Here is a 15576-nt window from a genome sequence, read left to right as displayed (position 1 = left end):
GGCAGAGGGGTGCCGGTTCCGGCGGTACAGACGGCAGCGAGCCCGGACCGTGGTGGACGGTCCGGGCTCGCTGTTCATGCATGCGCTTTGGGGGGTACTGCGCGCTGCGACTCGGGGGCGGGGTTGTGCGTACGCGCTGTACGCGCCGCCGGGCTGAGGCTCGTAGCGGTGGCGTCGGCTCAGGCGCTGGCGTTACGCGCCCGGTTGCGAGCGGCACGGCGCTTCATCGCGCGGCGCTCGTCCTCGCTGAGGCCACCCCAGACACCGGAGTCCTGACCGGACTCGAGCGCCCACTGCAGGCACTGCTCCATGACGGGGCAGCGACGGCAGACGGCCTTGGCTTCCTCGATCTGCAGCAGCGCAGGACCGGTGTTGCCGATGGGGAAGAACAGCTCGGGGTCTTCCTCACGACAAACGGCGTTGTGACGCCAGTCCATGGCTGCTACCTCTCCTTGGTGTTGCATACAGTGCTTGTGAATGTGAACGCTTTCACGAATCCCCCCGCAGGTAACGGGCCGACGCCCAGATGAACTGGTTGTGGTCCTGTGAAATGAGGAGGGGTTCTGGCTCTCAGTGGAGGCCGTTGTCGCGGGCCGTCCCGATCGCCATGTAGAGATTCGCAAACCTCGGCGACGGATACAACCCCTTCTGGAAAGTTTTTTTTGATTCCTCGGTGTCGACTAGGTCACAGCCGTACTTCTATGGGGTGGAGTCCAGCCCAAACGTTCGACTTAAAGGACTTTGGGCCCTTCCACTCACACAATCACACGCAGTGCACGGCGTACGCCTGTGAACGTCACACTCGTGCGCACTCCGAGATGGTCGCCGTCCATCTGGAAAGGGAGGGGCGCCTTTGAATGCAAGGTGAAGTCCGTGAGGTCGTGAAGGGAGACGGCGTGCTTGCCGCGAGGGCCCTTCTCGGGGCTCGACGTGAGCAGCTGGGTGGCGTAGCGGGCGACCGCCGAGGTGGAGAGCCGCTTGAGTCCGAGCACGTCCAGACCGGTGTCGAAGGAGGCCGTCGGGGAGGCGTATATGGGGCGGTTCCCCAGGTAGGTCCAAGGGGAGGTGTTCGAGATTATGGACAGCGCGAGATCGTCGACCGGTTCCAGGCCGGGGGCCTCCAGCCTGATCGTTCCGTGCCGACGGTGCGGTTCCTCCAGGAATTGCCGGACCACCTGGCGCACGTACAACGCGTGTGTCGATCGTTTTCCGAGTTCGCGCTTTTGTTCGACGCGGCCGATCACGCTCGCGTCGAATCCGAGCCCGGCGCAGAAAGTGAACCAGCGTTCAGGGACGGATTCGTCCTCGGTGCCCGGGGTGCCGGCCGCCAGTCCGAGGCCCACGGTGCGTTCGGTGCGGTTGGCGAGCGCGTCCAGGATCGCGCCGGTCGCCTCGACCGCGTCGTTCGGCAGGCCCAGGGCGCGCGCGAAGACGTTGGTGGAGCCGCCGGGGACCACCGCGAGCCGGGGCAGGACGTCCAGGTCGGGGCCGTTGTGGAGCAGTCCGTTGACGATCTCGTTGACCGTGCCGTCGCCGCCCAGCGAGACCACGAGGTCGATCTCCCCGGAGTCCGCGGCCTCCCGACCGAGGTCCCGGGCGTGCCCCCGGTACTCCGTGGTCACGGCCTCCAGCTTCATCTCGCTGGCCAGGGCGTGGATGAGTACGTCACGGGTCCGCGCACTGGTGGTGGTAGCAGCTGGATTGACCACGAGAAGTGCGCGCATGACGGCCAGAGTACCTACCCGGTGGTATCGCCCTGAAGTCCTGTGCCATGACCTCACGCTCGGTGACGAGCCACGCGCGGTGGGGCGGGCAGGTGCCCGCGCCCCGTGGTGTTCGCCACCCCGGCTTCGCTTTCGCGGGGCCGGGATGCCAACCTGCAGGGGTGAGTACTCAGCAGAACGCGCCCGACTCGTCGCCTTCGTCGCCCTCGCCGTCGGCCGGACCGGCGAAGCCGAGCAGGATCACGCTCGTGGCGGCACTCACCGCCCTGGAGGGGGCGGCGCTCGTCGTCGGCGGGATCTACATGCTGGTGATGGGGATGCTCGGACACCCCGAGAGCCCGCAGCAGGCGGAGATGGGCGGCCTCACCCTGATCGCGCTGGGCCTGATCCCGCTGATCGCGGCGCGCGGTCTGCTGCTGCGGCGCGGCTGGAGCAGGGGCCCCGCGCTCATCACGCAGATCATGGGGCTTCCGGTGGCGTGGACGCTGCTGAGGTCCCACGGCGCGCTGATCCCGACCGGGATCGTGCTCGCCGTGGTGGTCGTGACCTCGCTCTACCAGCTGCTCAGGCCCACGACGATCGAGGAACTCGGCATCCGCCGCCCCGGGACCACGACCCCGGACGCCTGAGAGCCTGCCGGGAGCCGGGCGGGGCCCGCGGGACCGAGGCGGGCCGGGAACCGGCGGGCCGCCCGACCCGGCCGGACGTCCCCGCCGGCCGGATGCCCGGGTTCCGCCCCTACTCCTCGACGAGCAGGCGTTCGCGCAGCTGGGCCAGGGTGCGGGCGAGCAGCCGCGAGACGTGCATCTGGGAGATGCCGACCTCCTGGGCGATCTGCGACTGGGTCATGTTGCCGAAGAAGCGCAGCAGCAGGATCCGCTTCTCGCGCGGCGGGAGGTCCTCCAGCAGCGGCTTGAGCGACTCCCGGTACTCGACGCCCTCCAGCGCCTCGTCCTCGGACCCGAGCGTGTCCGCGACCGCGGGCGACTCGTCGTCCGTGTCCGGCACGTCCAGCGAGAGCGTGCTGTACGCATTGGCCGATTCCAGCCCCTCCAGCACCTCTTCCTCGGAGATGCCCAGGCGCTCGGCCAGTTCGTGCACCGTCGGCGAGCGGCCGTGCAGCTGGGAGAGTTCGGCGGTCGCCGTGGTGAGCGACAGCCGCAGCTCCTGGAGCCGACGCGGCACCCGGACCGCCCAGCCCTTGTCACGGAAGTGGCGCTTGATCTCGCCGACGACCGTGGGGGTCGCGTACGTCGAGAACTCGACGCCGCGGTCCGGATCGAACCGGTCCACCGACTTGATCAGACCGATCGTGGCGACCTGCGTCAGGTCGTCGAGCGGCTCGCCGCGGTTGCGGAACCGGCGGGCCAGGTGCTCCACGAGCGGCAGATGCATCCGCACCAGCTGATTGCGCAGCTCCGCCCGCTCGGGCGAACCGTCGGGAAGTGCGCGCAGTTCGACGAAGAGCGCCCGCGCCCCGCTGCGGTCCTGTGGATCGTGGTGCCCGTGCTCGCTCATCTGGCCTGCCCGCTCCGCCTGCGACTGCTCCACCGCGAACGCACGGCTCGCGGGCTCGTCCGCCCCGTCCTCCGGATGGGGCAGGGCCTGCTGTTCCGGGATGGCCGCCGCACGCACCACCCCTGGTCGGATCGTCTCGTCCCGCACCGGACCGTCCCCGTTTCCGTTGCTCACGCCGGCCCGGGTCCCGCGCCGCGCTGTTTGTAGAGGCTGATGCTGACCGTACGGTCGTCGGCCACCGAGGAGTCGACCTTCCCGGCCAGCGCGGAGAGCACCGTCCAGGCGAAGGTGTCGCGCTCCGGTGCCCGCCCGTCCGTGGTCGGTGCGGACACCGTCACCTCCAGGGAATCCTCGATGAGCCGGAAGACGCAGCTGAGGACGGAGCCCGGCACGGCCTGCTGGAGCAGGATCGCGCAGGCCTCGTCGACCGCGATGCGAAGATCCTCGATCTCGTCGAGCGTGAAGTCCAAGCGTGCCGCGAGACCGGCCGTGGCCGTACGCAGCACCGACAGGTAGGCACCCGCAGCGGGCAGCCGGACCTCTACGAAGTCCTGATTCCCGGGCTCGCCTGCGATCTGGGACACCCTCACCTCCAAGGTGGCACAAACTCTTCCGAGGATCCGGGAAGGGCACCCCGGAGCCATGTGGTACGTCTTCGGTTCTGGCCCGGCGACGCTATCGCGATCCATGATGCCGTGTCGCCGAACCCCCGGGCCCCGGCGGCGGATCAGGCTCGAACAGGACCCAGCCCATGGTTGTCACTCATGGTAAGTCAATGACCACACACGGTGGCTAGGGGTCTGCCGCGATCAATTACGGACAACCGGCGCCGTTTTGACGTACCCGGGCCTCAGACGATCGAACCGTCGGCATAGCACCAGCGCCAGCTCTCGCCCGGCTCGAAACTCCGCATCACCGGATGACCGGTCTCCTCGAAGTGCCCCGTGGCATGCCGCAGCGGGGACGAGTCGCAGCAGCCGACATGGCCGCAGACCAGACACAGCCGCAGATGCACGGGTTGCGTGCCCGCCGCGACGCACTCCGGGCAGGTCCCGCTCAGAGGCTCCGGCTCGGGGTGCGGCAACGCGAGCACGTGCGAGCAGTCACTCATGATGGTCAGGTTACGACGGATGCGAGGACCGTGGACATGGACGTACTGCCGCTGGTGGCGCTGGTCGCGGCGAGTGCCGCCGTCGCGGGGGCGGCCCGCCGCACCCCCGTGCCGGCGCCCCTGCTGCTGGTGACGGTGGGGCTGATCGCCTCGTACGTGCCGGGGGTGCCGTCGTACACCCTGGACGCGGACATCGTGCTGCCGCTGCTGCTGCCGCCCCTGCTCTACACGGCGGCCGTCGACAGCTCGTACCTCGATCTGCGGGCCAACATGCGGCCGGTCGCGCTGCTCTCCGTCGGCTACGTCCTCTTCGCGACCGTGGCGGTCGGCTGGCTGGCCCACCTCGTGGTGCCCGACCTGCCGCTCACCGCCGCGCTGGTGCTCGGCGCGGTCGTCGCCCCGCCGGACGCGGTCACCGCCGCCGCGATCGCCCGGCGGGTCGGGCTGCCCGGCCGGGTCACCACGATCCTCCAGGGCGAGTCCCTGGTGAACGACGCCACCGCGATCACCGCGTACAAGGTGGCCCTGGCCGCCGCCGTCGGCGAGGGCATGAGCTGGGGCTCCGGGATCGGTGAGTTCCTGGTGGCCGCGCTCGGCGGGGTCGTGGTCGGCCTGGCGCTGATGGTGCCGCTGCACTGGCTCCGTACCCACCTCAGGGAAGCCCTGTTGCAGAACACGCTGTCGCTGCTGATCCCCTTCGTGGCGTACGCGGCGGCCGAGCGCGTGCACGCCTCGGGGGTGCTCGCCGTGGTCGTCGTCGCGCTCTACCTGGGCCACCGTGCCTGGCAGGTCGACTTCGCGACCCGGCTCCAGGAGGAGGCCGTATGGAAGATGGTCGCGTTCGTCCTGGAGTCGGCGGTCTTCGCGCTGATCGGGCTCCAGCTGCCCTTCGTGCTCAGGGGGCTCGGCGCGTACGCCGTGGCGGACGCGCTCTGGTACGCGGTGGCGGTGTTCGCGGCCGTCGTCGTGGTCCGCTACGTCTGGGTCTTCCCGGCCACGTTCCTGCCCCGATGGCTGTCGAAACGGATCCGCGAGCGCGAACCGGACACCGACTGGAAGGCGCCGACGATCGTCGGCTGGGCCGGGATGCGCGGGGTCGTCTCGCTCGCCATCGCGTTCTCCATCCCCCTGCTCACGACCGCCGGGCAGGCGTTCCCGGCCCGGAACCTGGTGCTGTTCCTGACCTTCACCACCGTCATCGGCACCCTGGTCGTCCAGGGGCTCACCCTGCCGCTGCTGGTGCGCGCGCTGAGACTCCCGGGCCGGGACGCGACCGCCGAGACCCTGGCCGAGGCCCAGGCGCAGAGCGAGGCGTCCGCCGCCGCCGAGGCCCGGCTGGACACCCTGCTCACCGACCCCCGCAACGCCCTCCCGGAGCCGCTCACCGACCGTCTGCGCGCCGTCCTGCAACGGCGCCGCAACGCCGTGTGGGAGCGGCTGGGCGCCGCCAACCCGGTGACCGGGGAGTCGGCGGACGACACCTACCGGCGGCTGGCCGGGGAGACGCTGGACGCCGAACGCGAGGTCTTCGTACGGCTCAGGGACGAGCGGCGGATCGACGACGAGATGCTCCGCACCCTGCTCAGACGGCTCGACCTGGAGGAGGCGGCGGCCTACCGGGAGGAGCCGGGCACGGCGTGAGCGCGCGGGGCCGGGCGGGCGGGCCTGACGGGGGAGACCCGTGCGGGCACGGTCTGCCGGACGTCAGGGGCGGCCCGCGCGGGCACGGGTCCCCCGGACGTCAGGGGCGGCCCGTGACGACGGCCACGACCGTCGCCCCCGCCGGGAACGCGCCCTCCTCGGCCAGCGCGGTGAGCCCGAACAGCAGCTTGGCGACGTAGAGCCGTTCGACGGGCAGCTCGTGCCGCTGCTCGAAGTCGTCCGCGAACGCGTGCAGCCCCGGGGGCGTACGGGCGTAGCCGCCGAAGTGGAAGCGCTCGTCCAGGGACCACGTCCCCTCGGGCCCGCCGAACGCCTCCCGTTGCAGCTCCCGCACCGCCTCGCCGAGGAAGCCGCCGCGCAGCACCGGGACGCCGAGCGCCCGCTGCCCCGGCGCCAGACCGGCGGCGAGACCGGCGAGGGTGCCCCCGGTGCCGCAGGCCACCGCGACCACATCGGCCCGCCCGTGCAGCTCGCGCCCCAGCTCGGTGCAGCCCCGCACGGCCAGGGCGTTGCTGCCGCCCTCGGGGACGACGAAGCACTCCCCGGAGTCGCTCTCCCCGAAGGCGCGCCGCAGCCCGGCCAGCACCTCGGGGTCGGCCTTGGCGCGGTAGGTCGCACGGTCCACGAAGCGCAGGGTCATCCCGTCCGCGGCGCACCGGGCGAGCGAGGGGTTGAGGGGGCGGCCGGCCAGTTCGTCGCCGCGCACCACCCCGATGGTGCGGAAGCCGAGCAGCCGTCCGGCGGCGGCGGTGGCCCGCAGGTGGTTGGAGTACGCCCCGCCGAACGTGAGGACGGTGCGCCCGGCGGCGGCCCGCAGACTGGGAGCGAGCTTGCGCCACTTGTTGCCCGGAAGATCCGGGTGGATCAGATCGTCCCGCTTGAGCAGCAGCCGCACGCCCCGACGGGCGAAGCGGTCGTCGTGGACCTCCTCCAGCGGGGAGGGCAGCCGGGGCCGCAGGAGCGCTTCGGGGTCCGGGGGACGGTTCACCCCTCCATTTGACCAGGCCCGGGCCGACGGCCGCGGTCGCCGGGCGGACGCATGCCCCGCCGTCGGCTCCCTGAAGGGGCCGCGCCGGCGGGGCGTGCGGGGCCGGCCGCGTTCAGTCCTGGGCGAGCCAGAGATCGGGGCCGAACACCTCGTAGTGGATGTCGGCGGCCGGGACCCCCTTGGCCAGCAACTGGGTGCGCACGGCGCGCATGAAGGGCAGCGGGCCGCACAGGTAGGCGTGGGTGCCGGACGCGATCGTGAAGTCGCCCAGATCCACCAGACCGGTGCGGTCGGTGCTGTGGCCGGATTCCGGGTGCTCGTACCAGAAGTGCGTGGTGGCGTCGGGGAGCTTGTCGGCGAGCGTCACGTGGTCGTCGCGCAGCGCGTGGTCGGCGGGGGAGCGGTCGCCGTGCACGACGGTGACCGGGGCGCTGTGGCCGGTCGCGGCCAGGTGCTCCAGCATCGACAGCATGGGGGTGCAGCCGATCCCGGCGGAGGCGAGCAGCAGCGGGGCGTCGGCGTCGTCCAGCACGAGGTCGCCGTACGGGGCGGAGACCCGCAGCCGGTCGCCGGCCGCGACCTTCGCGTGCAGATGGCAGGAGACCTCGCCGTCCGGGGAGCCGCCCCCGTGCACCCGCTTCACGGTGATCGAGCGCAGCGCCGATCCAGGGGCGCTGGAGAGGCTGTACTGGCGTATCTGCCGTGCCCCGTCGGGGAGTTCCACCTGAACGGAGACGTACTGGCCGGGGCGGAAGGCGGGCGCGGGCTCCCCGTCGGCCGGGCGGAGCCGGAAGGTCGCGACGTCGGGAGTCTCCTCGGTCCGGCCGACCACCTCCCACTCGCGCCACACGTCACCGGCGGCCACGCCCTGCTCCGCGTACAGCCGCGCCTCGCGGGAGATCAGCGCGTTCGCCATCAGCCAGTAGACCTCGTCCCAGGCGGCGGCGACCTCGGGGGTGACCGCGTCGCCGAGCACCTCGGCGATGGCTGCGAACAGGTGCCTGTGCACGATGTCGTACTGGTCGGCGGTGACGCCGAGCGAGGCGTGCTTGTGGGCTATCCGGCCGAGCATCACGTCGGGGCGGGTGTCCGGGTGCGCGACCAGGTGGGTCGCGAAGGCGGCTATGGAGCCCGCGAGCGCCTGGCGCTGGGCGCCGGACGCCTGGTTGCCGCGGTTGAAGAGATCGCGCAGCAGCTCCGGGTGGGCGGTGAACATCTTGCGGTAGAAGAGGTCGGCGATGTCCCCGATGGCCGCCCCCACGGCGGGGAGGGTGGCGCGGACGGTGGCGGTCGACGTCTCGGACAGCATCGATGACTCCTTGGTCTCGGCGGTCTCGATGCGAATCAGAATTGGTATCTCAGATTCGCATTTTTGGGCAGGGTGGATCCGGGCAGGTGGTGCCCGGAGGTCTCGGGGGTGCGGGACGGGGGTGTGCGCGGGCGCGCGGTGACGGCCCGGGCCGGTTCAGGCGGGAGCCGGCCGGATGCCGCTGATACCGATCAGTACGGGCCCGGTGGGCGAGGCGACGAGCTGGTCGACGGTGATCGGGTCGAGCGAGGCGTAGAAGGCGTCCTCCGCCTGGCGCAGGGCTCCGCGCAGTCGGCAGGCCGAGCGCAGGGGGCACGGGGTGGCGCCCTCGCACTCCACGACGTCGCCCGGGCCCTCCAGCTCCCGGACGATTCCGCCGATCGAGGCGGAGCGGCCGGCCCCGGTGAGGCTGAGCCCGCCGCCGCGGCCCCGGCGCGCCTCGACGAGACCGAGGTGCTGGAGCCTGGCGACGACCTTCGCGGTGTGGGTGTACGGCACCTGCATGGTCGCCGCCACTTCCCGGGTGGTCGGCGGATCCTCGTTCTCGACGACCGCGAGGCGCATCAGTACGCGAAGCGCCACGTCGGTGAATTTCGTCAGCCGCATGACCGTCACGGTAGATAAGTTGCATCGCGGATGCAACTTAAGGGTGCCCGTCGGCGCCCACCGGGACCGACGGGCGTCGTGCCCAGTCCAAACCCCAATTAGTCACACTCTTTTGTGTAATGGTGCGCCGCCCTCGGGTGCTGAAAGGCTTCTTCGCGCTGGTCAGCCGATCATTCGAGAGTCATTCGAGAGGACGACAGATGTCCGTTGGTGAAGAGGTTCAGCACGTGACGTTGCCGCCCCAGCAGAGTCTGGGCACGGCGGCGGCGCGGAACCTCGCGACGACCACCAAGTCCGCCCCGCAGATGCAGGAGATCACCTCGCGGTGGCTGCTGAAGATGCTGCCGTGGGTGCAGGTGCAGGGCGGCACCTACCGGGTGAACCGGAGGCTGAGCTACTCGGTGGGGGACGGCCGGGTGACCTTCGTGCAGACCGGTGACCGGGTCGCGGTCATCCCCGCCGAGCTCGGAGAGCTCCCCGCGCTCCGGGACTTCGGCGACGAGGAAGTGCTCGGTGAACTGGCCCGGCGGTGCGAGCAGCAGGACGTCGCCGCGGGGCAGGTGCTGGCCGCCGCGGGGGACCGGGCGGATCGCGTCTACCTGCTGGCGCACGGCAAGGTCGAGAAGGTCGGCACCGGTCAGTACGGCGGCGAGACGGTGCTCGGGGTCCACGCCGACGGGGCCTACTTCGGTGACCGCTCCCTGCTCGACGGCGAGGCCGTCTGGGAGTACACGGCCCGTGCGCTCACCGCGTGCACGGTACTGACGCTGAGCCGCGCGGACGTCCTGAACCTCGCCGAGCGCGCCGATTCGCTCCGCGCGCATCTCACCGGACTGCTCAACGTCCCGCAGCAGCGCACCAACAAGTACGGCGAGGCGGCGATCGACCTCTCCGCCGGCCATGTCGGCGAGGCCGTGATCCCGCACACGTACGTGGACTACGAGGTCTCGCCGCGCGAGTACGAACTGAGCGTCGCGCAGACCGTGTTGAAGGTCCACAGCAGGGTCGCCGACCTCTACAACCAGCCGATGAACCAGACCGAGCAGCAGTTGCGGCTGACGGTCGAGGCGCTGCGCGAGCGCCAGGAGCACGAGCTGGTCAACAACCGCGAGTTCGGCCTGCTCCACAACTGCGACTACGGGCAGCGGATCCAGCCGCACGACGGCGTGCCCGGCCCGGATGATATGGACGAACTGCTCTCGCGCCGCCGCGGCTCGAAGTTGTTCCTGGCCCACCCGCGGGCCATCGCGGCGTTCGGCCGCGAATGCAACAAGCGCGGCCTGGTGCCCGAGAGCGTGGACGTCGGCGGGCACCACGTACCGGCCTGGCGGGGCGTGCCCATCTTCCCGTGCAACAAGATCCCGATCACCGACGCCCGGACCACGTCGATCATCTGCATGAGGACAGGCGAGGCGGAGCAGGGCGTCGTCGGGCTCCAGCAGTCCGGCATCCCCGACGAGATCGAGCCCAGCCTGTCGGTCCGCTTCATGGGCATCGACGAGCAGGCCATCATCTCCTACCTGGTGACGGCCTACTACTCGGCGGCCGTCCTCGTGCCGGACGCGCTCGGCGTCCTGGAGAACGTCGAGGTCAGCCGCTGGCGGTAGCCGCTCGGGGGCCGGGCGGCGGAGCCGGGCCCCGGACAAACCCCGCCCCGGGCCGTCGGGCCCGGGGCGGCATCGGGAGGACGACGCCTCAGTGAAGACGCACCACGCAATCCCCTCACCCACCCCCCGGACCCCGGACGACGACCGTCCGGCCCCTCTCATGAGCCTGGACCGCGTGGGGCCGGCGGTGTCCGCGGCCCCGGACGGCGGCGGTCCGGCCGCTTCCGCGCCCCCCGGCGGCGGCACGGCCGTCTCCGTGGCCTCCGGCGGCGGTCGGGTCGCTTCCGTGATCTCCGGCGGCGGTCCGGCCGTCTCGGCCGCACCGGTTCCGGAGCCCGCTGCCGTGATGCCGGGCCTGGAGGCCGCGGCTCTCCTGGAACGGACCAGGACGCTCGTCGATCCCGGACTGCGCGCGGCCATCGACTCCTTGCCCGGATCGATCCGTCGCGTCGCGATGTACCACTTCGGCTGGCGGGGGGCCGACGGCACCCCCTCCGGAGGGGCGGCGGGCAAGGCGATCAGGCCCGCGCTCGTGCTCGCCGCCGCCCGGGCGCTGGGCGGCGACCCGCGGCGTGCGGTACGGGCGGCCGTCGCCGTGGAACTGGTCCACAACTTCACCCTGCTGCACGACGACGTGATCGACGAGGACCGGACGCGCCGTCACCGCCCCACCGCCTGGACGGTGTTCGGCATCCCGGCCGCGATCATCACCGGTGACGCGATGCTCGCCCTCGCCCAGCGGCTGCTCGCGGAGGACGACGGCCCGGTGGCGGCCCGTGCCTCGGCGAGGCTGTCGACCTGCGTCGTCGAACTCTGCGCCGGGCAACAGGCCGACTGCTCCTTCGAGGACCGCGGGCCGGACGAGGTCTCGCTGGACGAGTGCCTGACCATGGCCACGGCCAAGACCGGCGCCCTGCTCGGCTGCGCGTGCGCGCTGGGGGCGCTGTACGCGGGTGCCGGGGAGCGGGCCGTCGGCGCCATGGACGGATTCGGCCGGGAGACGGGCCTCGCCTTCCAGCTGATCGACGACCTGATCGGGATCTGGGGAGACCCGGAACGCACCGGGAAGCCCGTAGGGGCGGATCTGGCCGCCCACAAGAAGTCCCTGCCGGTGGTCGCCGCGCTGACGTCCGGAACCCCGGCCGCAGCCGAACTCGCCGCGCTCTACCGGGGATCCATGAACACACCCGCGGAGGTGGACCGGGCGGCCGACGCCATCGAACGGGCCGGCGGCCGGGACTGGGCCCAGGTGTGCGCGGCGGACCGGATGGGGCGCGCGGTCCACCACCTCTCGCGCGCGGTGCCCGATCCGGACCGGGGCGGTGACCTCCTGACCCTGGCGGAATTCGTCACCCGTCGTACGTACTGAAGGCGGCGGGAACGGCAGGGGCGCCGAGGTCACGGGGCCCGCGGGACGAAGCGGAGGGTGACGGGGCGACTGTCATGGGCACGGGCTACAGTCCCTGCCCATGACAGATGAGTCATGGGCAGGGTGGTACCGGGACCGGCAGGGTTCCGACGCCGTCATCCTCACCACCGACGGGCAGCAACTCCGCCTCCGCACCAGGGGCGTCGACTTCGAGGGCGAGAGCTTCGACGGGCTCGGCCCGGTGGCCGGCACCCCGCCGCCCGACGGCATCTTCGCCCTGGTCGACGGCGTGCTGGGCGACTGCGTCCTGGAGTGGGACCTCCCGCTCCCCGTGTTCGGCGACGGCACCGTCCATCAGGCCACGCTCAGCTGCCTGTTGTCGCTGCGCCGCCCGGATCCGTATCTGTACCTGGAGCTGCAGTTCGGCGGAGCCGCGTACGGATCCCACCGCGCGGAGAGCGACTTCGCCTCCGCGCTCGCCACGATCCAGCGCGCCCTGCCGCCGGGGGTCCGCCTCCAGTCCTGCATCGCCTGCGCCTTCTCGGACTACCTTCCGGCCTCCGGCCGGGGCCTGTCCGGCGGGCTCGCCTGCTTCCGGGGCGTCAAGGACGCCTACCGCGAGGCGGCCGGCGAGGGGGCCGTCCGGGAGCTGTGGGGCCGGCGGACGGGGCTGGTCCAGGAGATCTGGAGCTGCCGTGAGTACGAGCCCCGGCCGGAGCAGGGCGCGGGTACCGGGCACCGGGGCGCGTTCCCCCTGGAACTGGCCTGATCCGGCACCGTTCCGAACCGCGATCGACTGTCATGAACTGGTCCGGAACGGGCTGGAAGAGTCCGGCGCCGTGACCTTTCGCTGAATCGACCGGCCCTCGGTGCTCCGTTACCGGCCGTGCCCGGGCGGCCCGGGCACGGCCGGGCGGAGCGCCTCCGTTCCGCCGTGCCGCACCGGTGCCGTATCGGCTTTCCCCCGGCGTCCTGCCGCCCCGCCGTCCCGCCGACCCGCGGGCCGGGGCGCCCCGCCTCACGTCACCGTACGAACCGCAAGGGCCGCGTCCGGCCGAGGGCGCCGGCCACGACCGGCCGCGACCGACGGCACGGGCTCCGTGGCCGGGGCGTGTTTCGAAAGTCCCGTCCGGCCCGCGGCGTCCGGCCCGGTCGAGACGTTCCTCCGTCCCCCGGACTTCCTCCCCGCCACTCCATTGTTCTACTATCATGCTAACAAGGGAGGTTTTCATGAAGCGTAAGAACCTGGGCGGCGCGGTCGTCGTCGCGTTCCCGTTCCTGCTGGCGCTCGTGGTCGAGCTGGTGTCTTTCGTCGTCCTCCGCGACCGGATTCCCGAGCAGATCGCCGGTCACTTCCGCCCCGACGGCCGGGCGGACCGGTACATGGGGCGGGAGTGGCACGTCGTGGGCGGCTCCGTGCTGTTCGCGACGACGGGTGTGCTGTGGACCCTGACGTTCCTGCGGGGGAAGTTCTACGGGCGGGCCCACCACCTGATGGTCGCCGCCGGATACGCCTTCGTCGGGTTCCTGGGCTGGCTGATGGCCGCCACGCTGCTGGCCAACGTGGACGCCGGTGCGAACGCGCAGGGGGAGGCGCAGGGCGTGTCGTTCCCGATGTGGCAGCTCGCGGCCGCCCTGGCGGTCGCCGCGGTCGCCGGTGGACTGGGGCTGGCGGCGGCGACGCTCCTGCCCGTGCCGGAGCCCCCCGAGGCGGTGCCGGCACAGGACGGTCCGCGGATCACGCTCGCCGATGGGGAGGTCGCCGGATGGGCCCGCAGCGCGGGGAGTTGGTGGACGCCGCTGCTCGCGTTCGCGCTCGTGGCCGGCGGGGTCGTACTGCTGCTCACCTCGGGCTGGCCTGCCGCGATTCCGCCGCTGGTCCTCGGCGTGCTGCTGGTCGTCTTCGCCCGGCCGTACGTCGTGGTCGACCGGCGCGGTGTCACCATCTCGGGCATGCTGCCCTGGCCGCGGCTGAGGGTGCCGCTCGACCGGATCGAGTCCGCCGTCAGCCGGGACATCAACCCCCTCGCGGAGTTCGGTGGATGGGGCTATCGCATCCGGCCCGCGCGCAGTGGGCTCATGGTCCGCTCGGGCGAGGGCGTCGTGGCGACCCTGGCCGGGGGCCGGGAGTTCGCGGTGACCGTCGACGACTCGGCGACCGCCGCCGCGCTCCTCAACACTCTGATCGACCAGCGACGGGCGGAACGCTGACCATGCTCTTCAGGGTCGATCCCACGTCCACCGCGCCACTCGGCGACCAGATCGCCGCCTCCGTCCGCCGGGCGGTCGCCGACGGCACGGTGACCTCGGGCGAGCGACTGCCCGCCGCCCGGGTCCTCGCCGAGTCCCTCGGGGTCAACGTCCATACCGTGCTGCGTGGTTATCAGCAGCTCCGCGAGGAAGGGCTGATCGAACTGCGCCGGGGGCGCGGCGCGGTCGTCACCGGCGGCGCCTCCCCGCACCGTGCCCGGCTGCTGGAGCGCGTACGCGAAGTGGTGTCCGACGCACGCGAGTTGGGTCTGACGGAGGACGAGCTGCTGGCCCTGGTCCGTGGCGCGCTCAACCAACCGTAGGACGGCCGTCCGTGCCGGGCCCGTGTACGCCCGGCTCTCCCGCGACCGTACCGCCGGGCCGAGCGGTGTCCGTCCGCTTCCGGCCGGTCTCCGTACCGCGGGGGCCCTCCGCGGCCGTGCCGCGTCGTGCCGCAGGGCCGTGTCGCCGTCCGGCCGACGGCGGGGGCGGGGCCGCCCCGTCCTACGGAGTGGCCCCGCTCGTCACCGGTCAGCCGGACCGGACGTCCGGTCCGGGCCGGACGGCCTTCAGGAGGACTGGCGTGCCAGGGCGGCCGCGAAGCCGTACTGCCACAGGGAGTTGACCTGGCTGCGCTCGGTCGTGTTGGGGTAGGCGTTGGTGCAGGACGGGCCCGGCCCGCCGCCGGACATCAGTTCGCTGCAGGGGCCGGAGTAGTGGTCCGGGAGCCCGAGCACGTGCCCGGTCTCGTGCGCGGTCACGCGGGTCGAGTTGTACTGCTGGTTCTGCGCGTAGTCGAGGAAGATGTACCCGTGGCCGTGCATGTCGGTGCTGGCGTACGAGCCGCGCGAGTCGTTGCCCTCGTAGTACCTGAAGTCGGGGTTCGAGCCCTCCTGGAGCCGCACGTTGGACACCGAGCTGTTCCATATCTGCGCACTGTTGGCTATCTGGGTGCGGAAGCTCGGCGCGCTCGCCGCGCTGTAGACGATCGTGACCGCCTGGGCGCCCGGGTTCGCGGCCCGCTTCTCGGCGACGGACTTGACGACCGCCTCGAAGAACGCCTCGTTGGCCGCGGCGTCCTCGTGCGAACCGGCCTGAGCCGTGTAGCCGGCCTGGGCCGCCGGTGCGGCGGGGGCGGGAGCGGGGGAGGAGGCGATGGCGGGTGCGGTGCCCAGTGCGGCCGCGAGCCCGAAGCCGAGGCCGACCACGGCCGACATGACGGTCCTGGGGTGTCTCATGGGGGGTCTCCTACCGGTTACCGATGTGAGGGACCGTCCGATGAACGGAATCGGACGGGAGCGGTACGGAGAGAGTGTCGGGGAACGGAAGCCCCGGCGGATGATGTCAACCGGCGATAGCCCCGCCCTATCACCGGCTCCGGTACCGACCCCGGCCGTATGGCCAACTCCCGGTGAATTCATGGACTTTGAAG

Annotated in this window: 16 protein-coding genes; 7 read left to right on the top strand and 9 right to left on the bottom strand. The window is 71.9% G+C overall.

Annotated elements, in window-relative coordinates; translation table 11 throughout:
- Positions 1 to 179: 179 nt before the first annotated feature.
- Both AB0E67_RS02405 and AB0E67_RS02400 read right to left on the bottom strand, forming a co-directional pair.
- Positions 180 to 437, bottom strand: coding sequence for a WhiB family transcriptional regulator (locus AB0E67_RS02405; RefSeq protein ID WP_003953983.1), 258 nt, complete (start codon positions 435 to 437; stop codon positions 180 to 182).
- A gap of 318 nt (positions 438 to 755) precedes the next feature.
- Positions 756 to 1724 carry a diacylglycerol kinase family protein gene (locus AB0E67_RS02400; RefSeq protein ID WP_362019842.1) on the bottom strand — a complete coding sequence of 323 codons (969 nt, stop codon included), beginning with the start codon at positions 1722 to 1724 and terminating at the stop codon, positions 756 to 758.
- 248 nt (positions 1725 to 1972) lie between these two features.
- Here AB0E67_RS02400 and AB0E67_RS02395 point away from each other — a divergent pair, with 248 nt between their 5' ends.
- On the top strand, positions 1973 to 2353 hold the full coding sequence (locus AB0E67_RS02395) for a hypothetical protein (protein ID WP_362021400.1): 381 nt from the start codon (positions 1973 to 1975) through the stop codon (positions 2351 to 2353).
- Between the two features lie 109 nt (positions 2354 to 2462).
- Here the strand turns inward: AB0E67_RS02395 and AB0E67_RS02390 are convergent, their stop codons facing one another.
- The 3 genes from AB0E67_RS02390 to AB0E67_RS02380 all read right to left on the bottom strand — a co-directional run bounded on the left by AB0E67_RS02390 (position 2463) and on the right by AB0E67_RS02380 (position 4353).
- Complete coding sequence (locus AB0E67_RS02390) at positions 2463 to 3389, bottom strand: RNA polymerase sigma factor SigF (RefSeq protein ID WP_351524799.1); 927 nt, start codon at positions 3387 to 3389, stop codon at positions 2463 to 2465.
- Between the two features lie 23 nt (positions 3390 to 3412).
- A complete protein-coding gene (locus AB0E67_RS02385) occupies positions 3413 to 3826 on the bottom strand; it encodes an anti-sigma regulatory factor (RefSeq protein WP_073781878.1) in 414 nt (137 codons plus the stop codon).
- Between the two features lie 266 nt (positions 3827 to 4092).
- Positions 4093 to 4353, bottom strand: a complete 261-nt coding sequence (locus tag AB0E67_RS02380) for a UBP-type zinc finger domain-containing protein (RefSeq protein WP_362019839.1) — start codon at positions 4351 to 4353, stop codon at positions 4093 to 4095.
- A gap of 36 nt (positions 4354 to 4389) precedes the next feature.
- On the opposite strand from AB0E67_RS02380, the gene AB0E67_RS02375 reads away from it, so the two are divergent.
- Complete coding sequence (locus AB0E67_RS02375) at positions 4390 to 5994, top strand: Na+/H+ antiporter (protein ID WP_362019837.1); 1605 nt, start codon at positions 4390 to 4392, stop codon at positions 5992 to 5994.
- 100 nt (positions 5995 to 6094) lie between these two features.
- Here the strand turns inward: AB0E67_RS02375 and AB0E67_RS02370 are convergent, their stop codons facing one another.
- The 3 genes from AB0E67_RS02370 to AB0E67_RS02360 form a co-directional block, all read right to left on the bottom strand.
- Positions 6095 to 7003 (bottom strand): pyridoxal-phosphate dependent enzyme, encoded by a 909-nt coding sequence (locus AB0E67_RS02370; RefSeq protein ID WP_362019835.1) that lies wholly within the window; start codon positions 7001 to 7003, stop codon positions 6095 to 6097.
- A 112-nt stretch (positions 7004 to 7115) separates the two neighbouring features.
- Complete coding sequence (locus tag AB0E67_RS02365; RefSeq protein ID WP_362019832.1) at positions 7116 to 8312, bottom strand: globin domain-containing protein; 1197 nt, start codon at positions 8310 to 8312, stop codon at positions 7116 to 7118.
- A 156-nt stretch (positions 8313 to 8468) separates the two neighbouring features.
- Positions 8469 to 8918 (bottom strand): Rrf2 family transcriptional regulator, encoded by a 450-nt coding sequence (locus tag AB0E67_RS02360; protein WP_362019830.1) that lies wholly within the window; start codon positions 8916 to 8918, stop codon positions 8469 to 8471.
- Positions 8919 to 9118: 200 nt separating this feature from the next.
- Between AB0E67_RS02360 and AB0E67_RS02355 the strand changes: the two genes are divergently transcribed.
- The 5 genes from AB0E67_RS02355 to AB0E67_RS02335 all read left to right on the top strand — a co-directional run bounded on the left by AB0E67_RS02355 (position 9119) and on the right by AB0E67_RS02335 (position 14467).
- Positions 9119 to 10525 (top strand): family 2B encapsulin nanocompartment shell protein, encoded by a 1407-nt coding sequence (locus AB0E67_RS02355; protein ID WP_362019827.1) that lies wholly within the window; start codon positions 9119 to 9121, stop codon positions 10523 to 10525.
- Between the two features lie 346 nt (positions 10526 to 10871).
- A complete protein-coding gene (locus tag AB0E67_RS02350) occupies positions 10872 to 11894 on the top strand; it encodes a family 2 encapsulin nanocompartment cargo protein polyprenyl transferase (RefSeq protein ID WP_362021397.1) in 1023 nt (340 codons plus the stop codon).
- A 100-nt stretch (positions 11895 to 11994) separates the two neighbouring features.
- On the top strand, positions 11995 to 12663 hold the full coding sequence (locus AB0E67_RS02345) for a DUF6304 family protein (RefSeq protein ID WP_362019824.1): 669 nt from the start codon (positions 11995 to 11997) through the stop codon (positions 12661 to 12663).
- 461 nt (positions 12664 to 13124) lie between these two features.
- Complete coding sequence (locus tag AB0E67_RS02340; RefSeq protein WP_362019821.1) at positions 13125 to 14105, top strand: DUF1648 domain-containing protein; 981 nt, start codon at positions 13125 to 13127, stop codon at positions 14103 to 14105.
- 2 nt (positions 14106 to 14107) lie between these two features.
- Complete coding sequence (locus AB0E67_RS02335) at positions 14108 to 14467, top strand: GntR family transcriptional regulator (RefSeq protein ID WP_362019818.1); 360 nt, start codon at positions 14108 to 14110, stop codon at positions 14465 to 14467.
- A gap of 246 nt (positions 14468 to 14713) precedes the next feature.
- Here AB0E67_RS02335 and snpA read toward each other — a convergent pair whose 3' ends face one another.
- Positions 14714 to 15382: a snapalysin gene (gene snpA / locus AB0E67_RS02330; RefSeq protein ID WP_362019815.1), complete on the bottom strand. Its 669-nt coding sequence runs from the start codon at positions 15380 to 15382 to the stop codon at positions 14714 to 14716.
- Between the last annotated feature and the right edge of the window lie 194 nt (positions 15383 to 15576).

The sequence above is a fragment of the Streptomyces sp. NPDC032161 genome, assembly GCF_040636995.1.
Lineage (GTDB): Bacteria > Actinomycetota > Actinomycetes > Streptomycetales > Streptomycetaceae > Streptomyces.
Note: the sequence above shows the minus strand (reverse complement) of the source record. Positions and strands in the feature narration are given on the sequence as shown.